Annotated in this window: 16 protein-coding genes; 5 read left to right on the forward strand and 11 right to left on the reverse strand. The window is 67.9% G+C overall.

Translation table 11 applies throughout. From position 1 onward, the window contains the following. Nucleotides 1-29: 29 nt before the first annotated feature. Complete coding sequence (locus KK141_RS22300) at nt 30-428, forward strand: response regulator (RefSeq protein WP_214573150.1); 399 nt, start codon at nt 30-32, stop codon at nt 426-428. Between the two features lie 12 nt (nt 429-440). Here KK141_RS22300 and KK141_RS22305 read toward each other — a convergent pair whose 3' ends face one another. From KK141_RS22305 to KK141_RS22340, 8 genes are all read right to left on the reverse strand, one after another. Next, nucleotides 441-1,136 (reverse strand): response regulator, encoded by a 696-nt coding sequence (locus KK141_RS22305; protein ID WP_214573151.1) that lies wholly within the window; start codon nt 1,134-1,136, stop codon nt 441-443. 566 nt (nt 1,137-1,702) lie between these two features. Beyond that, nucleotides 1,703-2,419, reverse strand: a complete 717-nt coding sequence (locus KK141_RS22310) for a response regulator (RefSeq protein ID WP_214573152.1) — start codon at nt 2,417-2,419, stop codon at nt 1,703-1,705. Between the two features lie 576 nt (nt 2,420-2,995). Continuing rightward, nucleotides 2,996-5,329, reverse strand: coding sequence for a winged helix-turn-helix domain-containing protein (locus KK141_RS22315; RefSeq protein WP_214573153.1), 2,334 nt, complete (start codon nt 5,327-5,329; stop codon nt 2,996-2,998). A gap of 45 nt (nt 5,330-5,374) precedes the next feature. Beyond that, on the reverse strand, nt 5,375-7,552 hold the full coding sequence (locus tag KK141_RS22320) for a FapA family protein (protein ID WP_214573154.1): 2,178 nt from the start codon (nt 7,550-7,552) through the stop codon (nt 5,375-5,377). Between the two features lie 19 nt (nt 7,553-7,571). Further along, entirely contained in the window at nt 7,572-8,300 is a 729-nt protein-coding gene (locus KK141_RS22325) for a hypothetical protein (RefSeq protein WP_214573155.1), read from the reverse strand. Then, entirely contained in the window at nt 8,297-8,884 is a 588-nt protein-coding gene (locus KK141_RS22330) for a type II secretion system protein (protein WP_214573156.1), read from the reverse strand. Before KK141_RS22330 ends, KK141_RS22325 begins: the two co-directional genes overlap by 4 nt. Then, nucleotides 8,853-9,377, reverse strand: coding sequence for a prepilin-type N-terminal cleavage/methylation domain-containing protein (locus KK141_RS22335; RefSeq protein ID WP_284733909.1), 525 nt, complete (start codon nt 9,375-9,377; stop codon nt 8,853-8,855). The genes KK141_RS22330 and KK141_RS22335 overlap by 32 nt, the downstream gene beginning before the upstream one ends. Next, the gene (locus KK141_RS22340) at nt 9,371-9,805 is read right to left on the reverse strand and encodes a prepilin-type N-terminal cleavage/methylation domain-containing protein (protein WP_214573158.1); all 435 of its coding nucleotides are present in this window, start codon (nt 9,803-9,805) and stop codon (nt 9,371-9,373) included. Before KK141_RS22340 ends, KK141_RS22335 begins: the two co-directional genes overlap by 7 nt. A 433-nt stretch (nt 9,806-10,238) precedes the next feature. Here KK141_RS22340 and KK141_RS22345 point away from each other — a divergent pair, with 433 nt between their 5' ends. After that, nucleotides 10,239-11,297: an AraC family transcriptional regulator gene (locus KK141_RS22345; RefSeq protein WP_214587360.1), complete on the forward strand. Its 1,059-nt coding sequence runs from the start codon at nt 10,239-10,241 to the stop codon at nt 11,295-11,297. 63 nt (nt 11,298-11,360) lie between these two features. Here the strand turns inward: KK141_RS22345 and KK141_RS22350 are convergent, their stop codons facing one another. Continuing rightward, the gene (locus tag KK141_RS22350) at nt 11,361-12,071 is read right to left on the reverse strand and encodes a hypothetical protein (RefSeq protein ID WP_214587361.1); all 711 of its coding nucleotides are present in this window, start codon (nt 12,069-12,071) and stop codon (nt 11,361-11,363) included. Nucleotides 12,072-12,939: 868 nt separating this feature from the next. On the opposite strand from KK141_RS22350, the gene KK141_RS22355 reads away from it, so the two are divergent. From KK141_RS22355 to KK141_RS22365, 3 genes are all read left to right on the forward strand, one after another. Beyond that, nucleotides 12,940-13,389 (forward strand): AraC family transcriptional regulator, encoded by a 450-nt coding sequence (locus tag KK141_RS22355; protein ID WP_214573160.1) that lies wholly within the window; start codon nt 12,940-12,942, stop codon nt 13,387-13,389. Between the two features lie 44 nt (nt 13,390-13,433). Beyond that, the gene (locus tag KK141_RS22360) at nt 13,434-13,844 is read left to right on the forward strand and encodes a VOC family protein (protein WP_214573161.1); all 411 of its coding nucleotides are present in this window, start codon (nt 13,434-13,436) and stop codon (nt 13,842-13,844) included. Between the two features lie 200 nt (nt 13,845-14,044). Then, on the forward strand, nt 14,045-16,450 hold the full coding sequence (locus KK141_RS22365; RefSeq protein ID WP_214573162.1) for an excinuclease ABC subunit UvrA: 2,406 nt from the start codon (nt 14,045-14,047) through the stop codon (nt 16,448-16,450). On the opposite strand, the gene KK141_RS22370 is transcribed toward KK141_RS22365, so the two are convergent. Together KK141_RS22370 and KK141_RS22375 are read right to left on the reverse strand one after the other, a co-directional pair. Continuing rightward, on the reverse strand, nt 16,447-16,701 hold the full coding sequence (locus tag KK141_RS22370; RefSeq protein ID WP_214573163.1) for a hypothetical protein: 255 nt from the start codon (nt 16,699-16,701) through the stop codon (nt 16,447-16,449). The genes KK141_RS22365 and KK141_RS22370 overlap by 4 nt on opposite strands. Before the next feature lie 29 nt (nt 16,702-16,730). After that, on the reverse strand, nt 16,731-16,973 hold the full coding sequence (locus KK141_RS22375; RefSeq protein ID WP_214573164.1) for a hypothetical protein: 243 nt from the start codon (nt 16,971-16,973) through the stop codon (nt 16,731-16,733). Nucleotides 16,974-17,455: the final 482 nt, after the last annotated feature.

Genomic DNA, 17,455 nt, shown 5'->3' on the forward strand with positions numbered 1-17,455 from the left:
CTCCCCGCCGCCGCCATCGTGTCGCCTGCATGTCCGCCAGTCTTACCCGCGCCGCGAGTTCCCCGCACACCACCATGCTCGTGGTCGAAGACCGCGCCGAACTGCGCGACTCGCTGCGTTTCCTGCTCGAACGCCACGGCCACGAAGTGCTGCTCGCCGCCTCCGCCGAAGAAGGCCTCGCCGTGCTGCGCGCACGCTCCGACGTCGGCCTGCTGCTTACCGATATCGGCCTGCCCGGCCTCGACGGCTGGGACCTGGCCCGCCAGGCGCGCGTGCTGTACCGGCAGCTGCCGGTGATCTACATGTCCGGGCACGCCAGCGCCGAGTGGCAGACGCAGGGCGTGCCGGACAGCGCGTTCCTGGCCAAGCCGTTCGCCATGGACGATCTGTTCGGCTGGATGAAAACACTGCTCGGCGCCACGCGCTGACGCCCCGCGCCATCAGAGCTTCGATGCCTGGCGCGGCGCGGCCTTGTCCAGATCCAGCAGATAGCCGATGCCGCGCATATAGGTGAGCGGCAGTTCGAAACCGGTACGCTGTTCCACCTTGCGCCGCAGGCGGTGGACCAGCAGGTCCAGGCGCGCGGTGCGCGGCTCGTGCGCGGCGGTTTCCAGCACGCGCAGCAGATGCTCCCTGCTGACCGGCACATCCGGCGAGGCGGCCAGCTGGCGCAGCACCAGCCGCTCGACGAAGGACAGCGGCGCGACGCGGCCATTGGGTGCCCACAGCTGCCAGTCGTCGGCGCCGAACTGCCAGGATTGCGCCAGCGGTGCCGGTTCCGGATCCAGCCGTTCGCCCAGCCGGGTCAGCGCAGCGGCGAGCAGTTCGCCGTCGACCGGCTTGGGCAGGCACATGTCGGCGCCCGCATGCAGGCCATCCAGCGGCCCCTCCTTCGCGCCGGCGCCGGTCAGCAGCACGATGCCGGCGCGCGACATGCTGCGCAGATGCCGCACCACCGACACGCCGTGTTCGTCGGGCAGCGTCACATCCACCACCACCATGTCGAACAGCCGGCCGACCCAGGCGCGATACAGATCCGTCGCCGACGCCATCGGCGTGGCGGCAAAGCCCGCCTCCTGCAGCTGCACGAGCGCCGGCCCGGTGTACAGGCCGGCATCTCCCGTGACGATAGCCACCTGGCGTTTCACAGCGGTACCGCGTGCGGAAGCATCAGCGCATCGGCACCGGGACGGCACGCCCTCGATGCGCCGCCATCGACACGGCGGCGGCGGCGTCGATGCTCGCTGCAACGGTATGGCGGGTCTTGCTTGCGAATAGATTCATGAGTGGTGTCCGCCGATGCGCATGGAAAAGCCAGCGCCGGGCGGGCTCCTCCGTTGGGACATGGAGGAGCGGCACGGAACGCAACGCGCCCCTGCCATTCCCCCGGTAACACCCCTTGCCGCCACGCTCCATCCAGGAGCGCGCGCGCCTATTCGTCGAAAACCCCCTTAGGTCACACGACGACAGACAGGTTGCATGGATGCGGGCCGCTTTCGCGTATCCGGCATCCGTGCGAGGCAAGCTAACGGAAGGAAAATATTTGGACAATTCCACCAAATATCGCTTTATTTCCCCGCCTCTCGTTCTGTCGCCCTCGCGCCCATGCCTGCACGGCACATGCTGCGCAAGCTGTGCTCGGCATCACGCGCGATGCGTGCGGCGCGTAGTGAACATGCCGTGATCGCGCCGATGCGCTGCGCTAATCCGCCTCCTCCAGCACCAGCATGTAGCCGATGCCGCGGATCACTTCGAGCGGCAGCGGCAAGCCGGTCCGCTGCAGCACGCGCCGGCGCAGGCGGTGCACCACGCGCTCCAGGCTGGTCGGATCGAACTCATCCAGCGTGGCGATCAGGTCGGCCAGCAGCGCGGCGCGCGGCACCGGCGCCTGGCGCGTGCCGAACAGGCGCTTGAGGATGATCCGTTCCGGCATCGACAAAGCCAGCGCGCGCTGCCCCGGCGCCGCCAGTTGCCAGCCGTCGGCCTTCAGCGACCAGTCGATCTCGCTGCGCGCACGCCCCGGCACGCCGCCCACGCGCGCGGCGAGATTGCGCAGGGAGATGGCCAGGGTTTCGGTTTCCACCGGCTTGGCGAAGCACACGTCGGCGCCGGCCTGCAGCGCTTCCTTGTGGCCGCGCGGCAGCGGCAGCTCCAGCAGCATGGCGATGCCCAGCGAAGAGTGGCGGCGCAGATGGCGGGCCACGGCCAGGCCGTTTTCGTCGGGCAGGTTCGCGCCCAGCACGACCAGGTCGTAGCGGTCGCCGACCAGCGAGCGGTACAGCGCGGCCGCGGATCCGACGCCGACCGGCTCGAAGCCATGGGCGGCCAGGCCGGGCAGCAGTTCTTCTTCACGCAAGCGTGCGTCGTGGTCGGCGACGACCACGCCGATGGGCGTCTTGCCGCCCTTGTCTTCGATCAACCGCGCTACCCCCAGGCATGGCTGCATCCATGCCGCATCGATGTCGTCGGGAGCCGCCGGTATCCGGCCCTGGCTGCGCCCGGCGCGAGACTAGTGAGGGGACAAGATGCCCTTCAATCGATCCAGGGAAAAACATAAGTGCCGCTGGGCGATTTCGCAAACAGCGATGCGTCCAACGGCTGCTGCGGCAAGCAGGCGCGACGGTGCGCGGCGCAAAAAAAACCGGCGATGGTAGGTCGCCGGTTCGAACGGTACAGCCAATGAGTCGGAGGTTTCATTGCACTGCCCACAGCCTAGGGAGGCTCCGTCATTACCCGCAACCAGAGCGTCATCGAAGTCCCCGGGGGCGAGGGCTAAGCGGCGGTCCGGACCGGGGCATCCTCCCCGGGCGGATAGAACGGTTTATGGAAAACGCGGCGCCGGCAGACCGTTGCGCGCCCTGTTGGCGCCGCTTCCTCCACGGCTGTCTCCGGTGGGAGTGGATACCCGGAGGTGGGGCCAGTGCGAGGTGGGTACAGGCTAGTGCCGGGGTATCGGCCCGGCCATGTCAGCACGGGCCAATTGCCGGTCAGCGTTTCAATGCGATGGCAGCGGACGCTCGCCGGCCAGCAGCTTGGCGCGCTGCAGCGCCTTGTCGCGCGCATCGTCGTGGCCCAGCGCCTGGTAGATGCGCGCTTCCAGCGCCACCACGCGCACGTCGTCCTGCGCCCAGGCCGACAGCGTGCCGCTGACGGTCAGCGCCTGGTCCGCCTGCCCGGCCTGCAGCAAGGCGCTGGCGTAGGAGCTGCCGACATTGACGATCAGCGCCGGCACGCCTTCCTTGCGCGCGCGCGCCAGCAGGCCTTCCAGCAGAACCAGGCCGCGCGGTACGTCTTTCGCGGCCACCAGTTCCGCCTGCGCCAGGTCCGCGTACAGCGGCGGCCAGTCGCCGTCGCCCGGCGGCTGTTCCTTCGCCCAGGCATCGAAGCGCTCGGCTTCCTTGGCGGCCTCGTCGGCATGGCCGCCGCGCGCCAGCGCGCGCACCAGCACCAGCCAGGCGGTGGAGCGGTCCTGCTGGTCCAGCCCGTCCTGCTGCGCCATCGCCTGATGCGCGTTGCGTGCGGCCTCGGCGTCGTCGCCCATCTCGTAGGCCATCTGCGCCAGCAGGGCCGGCACTTCGGCGGCGAGCATGGCGTCTTCGCGCGGATCGATCTCGCGCAGCAGCTGATGCGCCAGCGAGGAGGCCTCCAGCATGCGGCCGTTGTCGGCCAGCGCGATGGCGCGCACGAAGGTGAGTTCGCGGCGCATGTGCACGTCGACCAGGTCGGCGCTCAGCGGCCAGAAGCGGTCGGTGATGGCCAGCTCGTCGCGGTACTTCAGTTGCTGCTTGGCCACGCTGGCCATGCCGTCCAGTTCGGCCGGCAGCATGGTGCGCGCGCCGTAGCGCGCGTCCTGGTCGTAGGCGCGCTGCAGAAAGCTCATGGCGCTGTCGAGCTGGCCCTGCTTGGCGGCGATCAGGCCCATGTCGAAATCCGCGCGCGACATGCCGAACACATTGCCGGTGAGCGTGTACGTCGCGCGGCCCTTGCCCAGGTAGGTCATGGCCAGGTCGAGCTTGTCCTGCGTCTGCGCCAGCCAGGCGCGGTTGAGGTACGCATTGGCCAGTTCGTCGCTGGCCTTGGCCTGTTCCAGCAGGCGGATCGCTTCGTCCAGCATCGCCGCGCCGCGGTCCATCTGCCGTGCCGAGGCATAGCGCAGGCCCAGGGTGAACAACACGCGTCCGCGCAGCACCAGGTCCTTGCTCTGTTCCTTGTCCAGCCGCGCCAGCAAGTCGCGCAGGCGCTTCTCGCAGGCGTCGCGTTCGCCGCGGTCGCATTCGAGAATGGCGCGGGTGTATTCGATCTTCGGATCGTTGCGCCAGGATTCGGGCACACCGTCGATCACTTTCTGCGCCACGTCGATCTGGTTTTCCATGCGCGCGGCGGCCACCTTGGCCAGCCAGTCGTCGAGCTGCGAGGGCGACTGCACGGTGCCGGAGCCGGGCACGCCGAGGTGCCGCACCAGCGCATCGGAAGCCTGCTTGGCGGCGGCGAGCACGTCGTTGGCGATGACGTCCACGCCGTCGACATGCCCTTCCGCCGAACGCAAACCGAGATGGATGCGCCAATGGCCTTCGAGGAATTTCACTTCCGGCGTTACCTGCCAGGTGGCATCGAAGGGGCGCTTGCTGTCGTCCTCGTCGCCGAAGGCGCCGTCCCGGTACAAGGCCACCACCGTTTCGCTGGGCACGGTGCGCAGGCCTGCCGCGCGCAGATGGTTGGCGACGATGTCCATCACGCCGTAGCGCAGCCAGCCCCATTCGCCTTCCGCCTGCACCTTGGCCGGCAGCACCACCACGAGTGCTGCCGGTGCCATGGTGGACGAAGCCGGCACAGCCTTGCGCGCGTGCCACCACCAGCCGGCGGCGAGCACGGCGCAGGCGGCGATGGCGAGGCCTGCGATCCACAGATATCTGCGCCGATGCGATGGCGGCGGCAGTTCCGCCGCGGCTTCGTCGTCCACCGCAACCGCCACCGGTTCGGCGGCACTGCGTTCGTAGGCGACGGCTTCCGGCGCCACGGTATCGACGGACGTCTCGGCCACCCAGTGGTAGCCCACCCGCGGCACGGTGCGGATGCACGAGGTGTCGCCTTCCCACAGGCGGCGCAGCCGCACGATGTGCTGCGCCAGCAGGTTGTCGCTGACTTCGGTGCGGCCCCAGACCGCGGCGATCAGCTCGTCCTTGCCGACCGGACGCTGGCGGTGCTCGACCAGGTAGACCAGGCAATCGAAGGCGCTGGCCGGCAGGGTGACCAGCTCACCGTCCCCCCGCAGTTCGCGGGCCAGGGGATCCAGGCGGTACCGGCCGAAGACATAAACGGGTTTTTCCATGGACGAGCATGATACGGCCCCGCCCTTTCCGTGGGCTGTGGGCCATTAGAGATAGCGCGTCCAGGTGATCGTGCTGAGGTTGTCGTTGGTGGCCTGGGTGGCGTTGTTGCAGTTCTTCATGCAGGGCACGCTGCCCGGCTGGTAGGTGTCGGGCAGCTTGCTGTAGTCCAGCAAGGTGGCGCCGCTCAGCGATACCGGCGTGGTGTCGCTCTTGTTCTGCGCGGCGGCGGTGATATAGCCGTTGATATTGGTGCTGCCGCCGGTGCTGATGGTGTTGCCGGCCAGCACGGAACCGTTGATCACCGACGACGCGCCCACGGTGATGTTGCCGCCGGAGAACGTATCGCCCACATAGCCGCCGGCCAGCAGCGCCACATTGCCGATCGGATTGGCGATCAGCTGCTTGTTGGCGATGTCGCAGAAGTTGCTCGGGTAGACGCCGGCGAAATCCGCCACCTGCTGGTCGGTCAGCCCGGAACCGGAACTTGCCAACCCGGCCGGCGTGGCGTTCGTGCAGATCTGGTCGTAGCCGGCGTAGTTCGGCGCGTCGGTGCGGTGCGCGCCGCTGGTGCTGATATTGCCGGTGGCGATGAGCGTATCCAGGTAATAGCCGGTGCTGGGATTGAGGTCGCCGTGGAACCACAGCACGCCGCGCGCGAAGCTCTTGCCGTTGAGCGACCAGGTGCCGTTGTTGTAGCCGAGGCAATCGTTCTGGTTCGAAAACGCCTGGCAGATCGTGCGGTACGGCGTGGCCGGCTTGCTGCACTGGCCCTTGCCGCTGCTGTTGAGCGTGCCGGGCACCAGCTTGGCGCACAGGAAATCCTGGTAGCCGCGGCCGTTGGCCTGCGGGTAGTAGCCGAGGAAATAGGTACCGCTGTCGATGCCGTTGACGTTGGACACGGTCACCTGGATCGCGCCATTGACGAAGTCGAACACGTAGTTGGCGGCATCCTTCAGCGCATAGGCGTCGATGGCCGGCTTGTCCACCGTCACCGGCGGCAGCTTGGCCAGCGCCACCGGCGTGATGTCCACCTTCAGGCCCGGCTGCACGGTGATGTTGGCGCCCATGTACGGCGAGCTCTTGGTGAGCGTGCCGCCGATGGTGCCGGACACGCCGGTCCAGGTGTTCACCGTCAGATCGCCCTGCCCGGTCAGCTGGCCGACCGCGCCGGAGTTGTCCAGCGTGGTGTTGCCCTGGGTAATGATGGTCTGCGCGCCGCCGCCCGGCAGGCGCACGTCGCCGATGGCGCGGATGGTGGTGCCGTTGTTGCCGCCGGCATAGGTCACCGAACCGTTGGCGGTGATCGAACCGGCGCTGCCGCCGCTGCCGGTCCAGTACACCTTGCCCATGGTGCGGATGCTGGAGATCACGATGCCGCCGGCCGGCACGATCACGTCGCCGATCGCATCGACCGAGGACGCGCTGCCGCCGTTGAAGGTGACGGTGCCGTTGGACTGGATCGCAAAGGGCTTGGCGCCGCCGTTGATGGTGACGTTGCCCAGCGCATTGATCAGGTCCGCGCTGGCCGCGCCGGTCACCGTGACGTCGCCGTTGGAATAGATGCTGTTGACGTGGATGCCGCTGCCCACCGTCACGTTGCCGGTGGCACGGATGGTGTTGATGCCGTCCACCGTGGCGTTGTCCAGGGTGACGTTGCCCTGCACGTTGAGATTGGCGTTGTTGCCGCCCAGCACCTTGATGCCGCCGGTGAGGTTGAGGTCCTTGTAGATATTGATCGTGTTGATCAGGGTCGGCTGGTTGGGCAGGCCCGAATTGGAATTGCCGGAACCGGGCTGCGGGGTGACGTCGTACACCGCCTGCAGCACCGACTTGCTCGCCGCCGTGGTGCCGTCGGCCGCGCTGCCGACCAGGTCGACGGTGATGCGGTAGGTGTTGCGCCCCTTGCTGTCCTTGCCCTTGACCACGCTGACCACATTCGCGGCGAGCGTGCTGCCGTCGATCTTCAGCGCGCCGGAAAGCGTCGCGAGCGTGTTCTCGTCGGCCTTCTGCAGATAGCGCCGCACCGCTTCGGCGCCGTCCCAGGCGCCGTCCTGCGCGGGCGTGACGGCATGCAGGCTGAGCTGGCTTTCCTGCGTGCCGCGCACGGCATGCGCCACGCCGAACGCGGTGGCGGTCATGGCCAGGCCGACCAGGATCACCAGCAGCAAGGTGGCCATGCCGCGCTGATGGCGGCCGGAACGCTGGGAAGAATGCTTGGGCATGGTGTCGCGCTCGCTCAAGTCAGTGGCGGAAGTTGGGCAGGCACACGGAGAACGCCGCGTGGTCGGCCATGGTCGCCCCGGTGCCGCGGCCGAAACTGCTGGAGGCGCTGGCCGGCTCCGGGTAGTAGTTCAGCTGCATGGCGGTGGCGGCGTCGGAATGCGCGTAAGGCCAGCAGCTGCTGGCCAGCGCTTCGAACAGGCCGGTGTCCTGCATGCTGTCGGGCGAGGTCAGCGCCACGCGCTGCCAGCTCAGCTGGTTCCACGACGCCGCGCTGTCGCAGGCCACCGGCTGCAGCGCATAGAGCTGCGCGCCCGGCACGTCCGCGGCGTGATTGGCATCGACCACCAGCAGCAGGCCGGCGCAGCGATAGGCGGCCGGATCCGGCGCGGCGCCGTTGCCGCTGGGGTTGTAGCCCCACACCACGGCATTGCCGCGCACGGCGTTGTCATAGCTGGCGGCGGCGGTGCCGCTGAGTTTCTTGTTGTCGAACGTGGCGTTGGCAATGACGATGAGGTCCTTGCCCGCGGTGGCGCCGAGGCCGAAGCCGGCTTCCTGCAACTGCACCTGCGCGCCGAGCACGCTGGCCACCACTTCACCGTCCTGGACGGCCTGGGCTTTCACGTCGCGCGCCACCACCACCAGCGACTTGTAGAGCATCAGCATGCCGCCGACGGTGATGACGCCGATCAGCAGGCCGACGAGCATGCTGATCAGGGTGTAGCCGTGCTGGATGCGTGCGCTGTTCACGACTGGCTGTCTCCGTATCCCTTGCCCTTGCCGTTGCCATTGCCGCCGCTGTTGCCGTTGCCGTTGCCACCACCGTTGCCGTTGCCATTGCCGCTGTTGCCATTGCCATTGCCGTTTCCACTGCCGCTGCCGCTGCTGCTCTTCGTGCTCGCGCAGGCGGTGACGTCGCCGGTGCCGACGGCGATCGATGGCGCGCTGCTGCTGCCGGCCGGATCGGCGCTGGTGCACAACAGCACCTGGGTGGTGCCCTGCACGCTGATGCCGTTGACGGTGCGCGCGGCGCCGTCGGCGCAGATCACCTGCAGGTCGGTGAGTTCGCCGTCGTGGCTGCGCAGCTTGGCCAGGCCCTGGTTGGCGCCGCCGGTGCACAGCGAGGCGCCGTAGCGCTGCAGCAGTTCGCGCATCTGCTGCGCGGCGATGCCTTCCAGGCGCTGGTCCTTGGCGCTGATGGTCAGGCGCGTGGTCATGTAGGCGGTGCCGGCGCCGATAATGGCGGTGATCAGCACGGCGATCAGCGATTCGAGCAGCACGTCGCCGCGCTGCCGGCGGCGCTCAGGGAATGGACACGGCGAGTGCATCTTCATTGCCTGCATGAGCCTCGATGGTGGTGGCCGGGGTCGGGGGCGAGGACGGAACCGTGCATGGGGTGGCGGACGCTGCCACCTTCACGGCCAGCGCCGCGCCGCGCGCGCTATAGGCGACGCAGTAAAAGGCGGTCTTGTCGCCGAGCGCGATCGAGCTGCCGGTCGGCAGGGTGGTGCTCCAGGCCAGGGTGCCCTTGCCGCAGGCGGTGCTCTGGTCCGGCCGCGCCACCGCGACGGTGTTGCCGGTCAGGCAGACGAACGCGCCTGGCTGAGCGGGGTCGGCGATGCCGCCGGGGTTGCGCATGGCCAGCGCCTTGGCGCGGCCCAGGCCCTCGGCCAGCATGCCGGCGGCTTCGCGCTGGTGGGCCGAATCGACCCAGGCCTTGGTCAGCGGCACGCCGGCCAGGGCGATGATGCACATCAGGGTGACGGTCACCATCAGCTCGATCAGCGACATGCCCCGCTGCCGGTGGGATGGGGCCAAGCTCACCATGAGGTGATCGAACCGCAGGGCCCCGGCACCTGGCGCTTGCCGGTGGCGTCCAGGGTCAGCTTGCAGGTGGCCAGGCTGCCGCGGATGCCGGCGGCGGTCAGGGTGTAGCCGAGCTTGGTCGACACCACCGTATAGGTGAAGTCATTGATCTGGGCCGGATGCCAGCCGGTGAACTGCTGCACCGTGTCGTCGGTGCTGGTGGTGGTCACCTGCGGGTACTGCAGCTGCCGCTGCAGCATGTTCTCCAGGTTCAGCGACAGCGCCACCAGGTCGCCCTGGGCCGTGCGCACCTTGCTGCGCAGCACATAGGACAGATACGAGGAGACCGCGATGGCGGTGAGGATGGCCACGATGGCCAGCACCACCATCAGCTCGATCAGCGAAAAACCGCGGACGCGCAGACGCGCCGCCGGACGGACGGATGACATGGATGGATCGCCCCCTGTGGCGAATGAGCGTCCGCGCCCCTGCCCGGACAGGCGCCGCGGAGTGGCAGCCGGGCCGGGAAGGGGTTCGGACGATGGGCAAAGTGTGCATGCCCTGCGCCGGCGCATGGAGTTCCGGAGGGCGCCAGGGTGGGGTCAGTTGAGGCCAGGGTGGGGACGGTGTGGGCGCAGCCCCTCAGGTTGGGGTGAGCCGCAGGCGAACCCCAACATCGCCCCCCGGGTGTGCGTCGCGGTGTTGGGGTTCGCCTGCGGCTCACCCCAACCTACGCCGGTTTTTCGGGCGCCACTCCATATATAGAAGCCGCCGCACATCGAAAACGCATGCTTCGTTCATCCCTCACGAATGCCAATCCGGCGTAAAAACCGAGACTTGCGTCTCATCAGCTCCGCAGCCCGCGGAGAGCTGGAGACCGCGATGTCACCCATGCCGCCCGACCGCCTGGTCATACCCGCCGCCCATACCTTCACCCTGCGCCGCCTGCTGGTCGCCCACGGCGGACCGGTGACGCATGCCTTCGACGAGCTCGACCGCCCGCTGGCCCAGGCTGGCAGCGAGGGCAGCGTCGCCCTGCGCCTGGATGACCAATGGTGCACCCGGGTAGAAAGCCTGGGCGTGCCCGAGCTCGGCCACCTGGCCGGCCGCGCCTGCCGGGTCGCCGAACACGGCGTGCTGGGTTTCGCCCTGCTGAGCTGCCCGACCCTGGGCGAGGCGCTGAAGCTGTGGGCGCGCTTCGCCCCCACCCTGGCCGGCGGTTTCGAACTGCGCCAGGCGGTGGTGCCGGGCGGCGTCGAATTCACCATCCGCGACCTCTACCCCCTGCTGCCCGGCCGCTCGTTCGCGCTGGACCGCTTCGTCGGCTTCACCCTGGGCCTGTGCGAGCAGCTGGCCGGCCTGCCGCCGCAGGCGATGGCGCTGTACCTGCCGGCGCGCGCGCTGAGCCGGGCGGTGGCCGCTTCGCGCCACCATCCCATGCCGGCCCTGGCCGGCGATCCGGGCCAGGTGCGCCTGATCGTGTCCGGCACCAGCCTGGCCACCCCGGTCGCCAGCGCGCATGCCGGCGTGCTGGGCGTGCTGCTGCAGCAGTGCGAGCAGGAACACGCGCGCGTGCGCCGCCCCGGCGACTGGGCCGGCCGCGTCGAGCACCTGCTGGAACGCCGCCTGGACATGACCTTCCCGATCGAAGCGGCCGCCAAGGCGCTGTGCGTCTCCACCCGCACGCTGAAGCGCCGGCTGCAGGAAGAAGGCTGGAGCTACCGCACCCTGGTCGACGAAGTGCGCAAGCGCGAAGCCCTGCGCGCGATGAGCAACCCCTCGCTGCGCCTGGAAGACATCGCCAGCCTGGTCGGCTACACCGACCAGGCCAACTTCGCCCGCGCCTTCCGCCGCTGGACCGGCCAGGCCCCCGGCACCTACCGCGCGGAACGGGCGGCGAAGGTGACGCCGCTGCGCCAGGCCTTCCGCGCGGCGGCATGAAAAAACGCCGCGCTGCGCACCGCCGGTGGCGGTGCGCAGCGCGGCGCCGAAAACTTCAGTGCATCAACCGAAGAAGCGCGTATCGCCCTTGAGCGGCGAAGCCAGCACGGTACGGTCCAGCCACGACTCGTTGAACCAGGCCGCGAAGTCGTTGCGCATCTGCGGCGTCAACTCATGCTTGGCCAGATAGCGCCGCTGCCGGCACCCGGCACCATGCCGCCCCAGCTGCACCACGGTGTGTTCCGCATGCTCCAGCGGCATCTGCTCGTCCAGCACGCCATGCCCGACGAACGCATGCAGATGCCCCTGCCCCGCCCCCATCGCCAGCAGCTCGCCCGGCGCCGGCAGGCGCCCGCCGAGCAGGCCCAGCCCATGCGCAGGCCGGCTCGCATCCAGCGCCATCGACGCCGCCAGCAGCCCGCCCTGCCCGAAACCCGCGACCGCCGTACGCGACGCATCCACACCCAGCCACGCCTGCAGCATGCCGACGAAACCGAGCATGCCTTCGAGACTGGAACGGAACGCCGGACTCATCGCCTGCTCACCCGCATCGAGCGCCGCCAGATCCCACGCAAACGCCCCCCGCCGCAACGGCACACAAGCCCGCGGCATCACCACCGCCACACCTTCGGCGATACGCTCCGCCACCCCCGCAAACTGCGTTTCACTGCCACCGCCCTCATGCAGCAGCACGAGCAGCGAAGCGACATACCCATAACCGCCCTTGCGCAGCAGAAACGGAAACGCAAAACGCGGATCGTCGATCCATTCCAATCCCTGGTCACGAAGCGGCGGGATCCGTTCCCGTGCAAGCAGAGAGGTATGACGTGACATGGCGGCCAGCAGAACGAGCGAAGAGACAACAGCACGCCTCGTATCCCGGCAACAGCATCACAGGGAGGCGCATGGGTAGCGATGATCGCAGCAGCAAGCCCGAAAGCCCGACAACCAAAGCGTGCGAGACATCGCATCGAACCGTGCGGACACACGCAGTGCATGCGTGCGCCCGATCACGGATTGAGCTCAGTATCCGTATTGGCGAATGAGGTGGAAGGTTGTTTGGGGCCGTGGCTGCGTCAGGGTGGGCCAGCGGTGTTGCTTGCGCACGTTGGTACTGGCATGGCGGTTGGCACGTGCCGAGTAGAGCGAATGGGCAAATAGATATGCCCTCGCGAGCCCCGGCCCCTCACCCTGCCCTCTCCCCGGAGGGGAGAGGGGTGATGGCGTGAGGCAGGCAGGAACGAAGAGCCAAAGCTGGCCTCGGTCCTTGAACATCCTCTCGGCAACGGCACGTTGAAGCGAGCGTTACGTAAACGCACCTTCGCTTCGTGTAGACCCAGGTTAATCCGTTTACCGCAGCCGCCACTGCTCCTTCTAGTCGCGTCGCGAGCCTTTGCTTTAAGGCCATTTCTCTTTGGTTACTTTCTCTTTGGGCCAGCAAAGAGAAAGTGACCCGGGCGCCGGCAGGCGTCCGGAATGCCCGCTGCATAAGCGGCCCGTTCGCGTCACCGCGAAAACCAAGCGATACCGTTACTGGATCCCGGCCTACGCCGGCATGACGAGTAGGGAGGCCCAAGGCGACATGAAGAGCCACAGCGCCCCACACTTGAGCACCCAAGTAACGCGTGACACGATCCCCGCGATGAGCGACAAGCCCCCCTCCTCCACGCACCTGCGCGACCTGGCGCGCCTCCGCCGCGTCCGCGACCGCATCGACCGCGAATACGCCCAACCACTCAACGTCGAAGCACTAGCCACCGACATCGGCATGTCCGCCGGCCACCTCAGCCGCCAATTCCGCCTCGCCTACGGCGAATCCCCCTACTCCTACCTGATGACGCGCCGCATCGAGCGAGCGATGTCCCTCCTGCGCCGCGGCGACCTCGCCGTGACCGAAGTCTGCCTCGAAGTCGGCTGCGCCTCGCTGGGCACCTTCAGCACGCGCTTCACCGAACTGGTCGGCATGTCCCCCGGCGCCTACCGCAAGCAGCAGGCGGAGATCACCAGCGGCCTGCCCTCCTGCGTGGCCAGGCAGGTCACGCGACCGATCAGGAATCGAGAAGCGCCGGAAACCGAGCCGCCGGTAGATTGAACGCCGTGGACAGACCCCACGCCAACCCAACTGAGACCGTCGCCATGGACATCGCCATCCACTCCAGCTTCCTGCCCCAGAACGACCCCGATGCCGCGCTTGCCTTCTACCGCGACACGCTCGGCTTCGAAGTGCGCAACGACGTCGGCTACGGCGGCAAGCGCTGGATCACCGTCGGCCCCGCCGGCCAGCCCGCCGTCAATATCGTGCTGTACCCGCCGGAGGCCAGCCCCGGCATCACCGACGACGAGCGCCGCACCATCGCCGAGATGATGGCCAAGGGCACCTTCGGCATCCTCCTGCTGGCCACGCACGACCTGGCCGGCGCGTTCGAGAAGCTGCAGGCGCGCGAGGCGGACATCGTGCAGGAACCGACCGACCAGCCCTACGGTGTGCGCGATTGCGCGGTGCGCGATCCGGCCGGGAACATGCTGCGTATCCAGCAGCTGCGCTGAACAACAAGCTACGGCGTAGGTTGGGGTGAGCGCAGCGAACCCCAACGTGGCGGCGCGGTGCAGGGCCTGTTGGGGTTACGGGCTGCATCAGCAGCCCGCCCTTCGGGCCATCCGCTATGCGGATGTTCGCTACGGCATCCTGCCTTCGCAGTCGCCTGCGGCTCACCCCAACCTACGCCTCGATACATAGAGGACAAACGATGAGCAAGGCCAAGCCACCCGCCTCCCCCCACGACCTCATCCGCGTCCACGGCGCCCGCGTCAACAACCTCAAGGACGTCAGCGTCGCCATCCCCAAGCGCCGCCTTACCGTCTTCACCGGCGTCTCCGGCTCCGGCAAGAGCTCGCTGGTATTCGGCACCATCGCCGCCGAATCGCAGCGGCTGATCAACGAAACCTACAGCGCCTTCGTGCAGGGCTTCATGCCCACGCTGGCGCGCCCGGACGTGGACGTGCTCGAAGGCCTGACCACGGCCATCGTGATCGACCAGGAACGCATGGGCGCGGACCCGCGCTCCACCGTCGGCACCGCCACCGATGCCAACGCCATGCTGCGCATTCTGTTCAGCCGCCTGGGCAAGCCGCATATCGGCCCGCCCAGCGCGTTCGCCTTCAACGTGCCCACGGTGAAGGCAGCCGGTGCGATCACCGTCGAGCGCGGCGCGAAGACCAAAACGGTGAAGGAAACCTTCAACCGCACCGGCGGCATGTGCCCGCGCTGCGAAGGCCGCGGCGCGGTGACCGACTTCGACCTGGCGCAGATGTACGACGACGCCAAGTCGCTCAGCGAAGGTGCGCTGAAGATCCCCGGCTACAGCATGGACGGCTGGTTCGGCCGCATCTTCAGCGGCTGCGGCTTCTTCGACCCGGACAAGCCGATCCGCAAGTTCAGCAAGAAGGAATTGCACGACCTGCTCTACAAAGAGCCGACCAAGATCAAGGTCGACGGCATCAACCTCACCTACGAGGGGCTGATCCCGAAGCTGCAGAAATCCATGCTGGCCAAGGACGTCGACGCCATGCAGCCGCACGTGCGCGCCTTCGTAGAGCGCGTGGTCACCTTCAGCACCTGTCCGGATTGCAACGGCACGCGGCTGAGCGAAGGCGCGCGTTCCTCGAAGATCGGCAAGCTCAATATCGCCGACGCCTGCGCCATGCAGATCAGCGATCTGGCCGTGTGGGTGCGCGGCCTGAAGGAGCCTTCGGTGGCGCCGCTGCTGGCCAAGCTGCTGCATACGCTGGATTCCTTCGTGGAGATCGGCCTGGGCTATCTGTCGCTGGAGCGCCCGGCCGGCACGCTCTCGGGCGGCGAGGCGCAGCGCACCAAGATGATCCGGCACCTGGGTTCGGCGCTGACCGACGTCACCTACGTGTTCGACGAGCCGACCATCGGCCTGCACCCGCACGACATCCAGCGCATGAACGAGCTGCTGCTGCAGCTGCGCGACAAGGGCAATACGGTGTTGGTGGTGGAACACAAGCCGGAGGTGATCGCCATCGCCGACCACGTGGTCGACCTGGGTCCCGGCGCCGGTTCGGCCGGCGGCAAGGTGGTATTCGAAGGCAGCGTCGAACAGCTGCGCGCCAGCGGCACGCTTACCGGCAGGCATCTGGACGACCGCGCGGTGTTGAAGCCGTCGGTGCGCAAGCCTACGGGTGCGCTGAAGGTGCGCGGCGCGAAGATGCATAACTTGAAGAACGTCAGCGTCGACATTCCGCTCGGCGTGCTGGCGGTGCTGACCGGCGTGGCCGGTTCCGGCAAGAGCTCGCTGATCCACGGCTCGGTGGCGAACCAGGACGGCGTGGTGGCGATCGACCAGGCGCCGGTGCGCGGCTCGCGGCGCAGCAATCCGGCCACCTATACCGGCATGCTCGACGCCATCCGCAACGCGTTCGCCAAGGCCAATAAGGTCAAGCCCGCCCTGTTCAGCGCCAACTCCGAAGGCGCCTGCCCCACCTGCAACGGTGCCGGCGTGGTGTATGCGGATCTGGCGATGATGGCGGGCGTGGCCAGCGTCTGCGAGGAATGCGAAGGCAAGCGCTTCCAGGCCGAGGTGCTGAAGTACAAGTTCGGCGGCAAGGACATCAGCCAGGTCTTGGCAATGCCGGTGGACGAAGCGCTGGCCTTCTTCGGCGCCGGCAAGACCAGCGTGCCCGCAGCGCATGCGGTGCTCGAACGACTCGCGGACGTGGGCCTGGGTTATCTGGGCCTGGGCCAGCTGCTCACCACGCTTTCGGGCGGCGAGCGGCAGCGGCTGAAGCTCGCCACGCATCTGGGCGAGAAAGGCGGCATCTACGTGCTGGACGAACCGACCAGTGGCCTGCACCTGGCCGACGTGGATCAGTTGCTCGCGCTATTGGACCGGCTGGTCGCGTCCGGCAAGTCGGTGCTGGTGATCGAACACCACCAGGCGGTGATGGCGCATGCGGACTGGATCATCGACTTAGGCCCCGGCGCAGGCCACGACGGCGGACGCGTGGTGTTCGAGGGCACACCCGCACAACTGGTGGCGGATCGCTCCACCCTCACCGGCCAGCATCTGGCCGAGTACGTCGGCGCATCCACGCCGCGCAAGGCCGGCAAGCCGAAGGCGCGCGCAACTTAAGCGCGCGGCCGCTGCTCCGGCGGCGGTACCGGATCGGTCACCGGCGCTGGAATGTCCGGATCGGTGACCGGCGGCGTATGCGGCTCGGGCAAAGGTGGAATCTCGGGCTTGTCCGGCAAGGGCGGCGCCGGGTCCGGCGGCGGACCCGGCGGCTTCACCGGATCGGGCGCGGGTGCCGGCACCTCGCCCGGTGCCGCGGCGCGGCGGGAAACATGGATGTCTCCCGCGAAAACAACGGAAAAACCTTTCATGCCATGCATCCCGCCGCACCTGTTTCAGATCAATGCGCGGCCGTGCTGGCCGGCATCGGCGCCGGCGACGAAGCATTGGAAGCCGGCGGCAGCGTGGAAGCAGCCGGCGACACCGGCGGAGGCGGCGTAGCCGCCGGCGTACTCGGCGTACTGGCCGGCGCAGCCGCACCCGGCTGCGCATTCTGATCGCTGTCGTTGTGGCCGGTGCAGCCGGCTACGGCCAGCAGGGCGATGCTGAGGGCGGTGGTCGCGTATGCGCTGATGCGTTTCATGGGGTGCCTCTTGTCGTCGTGGAACGGAACGGGTTGTGCGCTGGCGCTGTGCAGATGGCGCGTCTGCTTGGCGCGGAATCTCCGGTTGATGTTACATACGCCTGCATGGTGCGTACCGCGAATTGAAAGCGATGCGTGCAGAGGGTCAACGGGCTCTTCCACAGGGGAGTGTTGTGTTCATGTTTTCGCAAAGGTGTTTGCGTGAACTGAGGTTGCGCTGGCGCGCTCTTTGCTCGGCATCGTTGCTTGTCATTCCGGCGTAGGCCGGGATCCAGTAACGGTATCGTTTGATTTTCGCGTGGCCGCGATTGGGCCGCTTATGCAGCGGGCATTTCGTGCGCCTGCCGGCGCCCGAGTCACTTTCTCTTTGCTGGCTCAAAGAGAAAGTAACCAAAGAGAAATAGCCTTCAGAGCAAAGGCTCGCGACGCGACTAGAAGGAGCGGTGGACGGCTGCGGTAGCCTGATTAACCTGGGTCTACAC

This window comes from Dyella sp. LX-66 (assembly GCF_018599165.1).
Lineage (GTDB): Bacteria > Pseudomonadota > Gammaproteobacteria > Xanthomonadales > Rhodanobacteraceae > Dyella_D > Dyella_D marensis.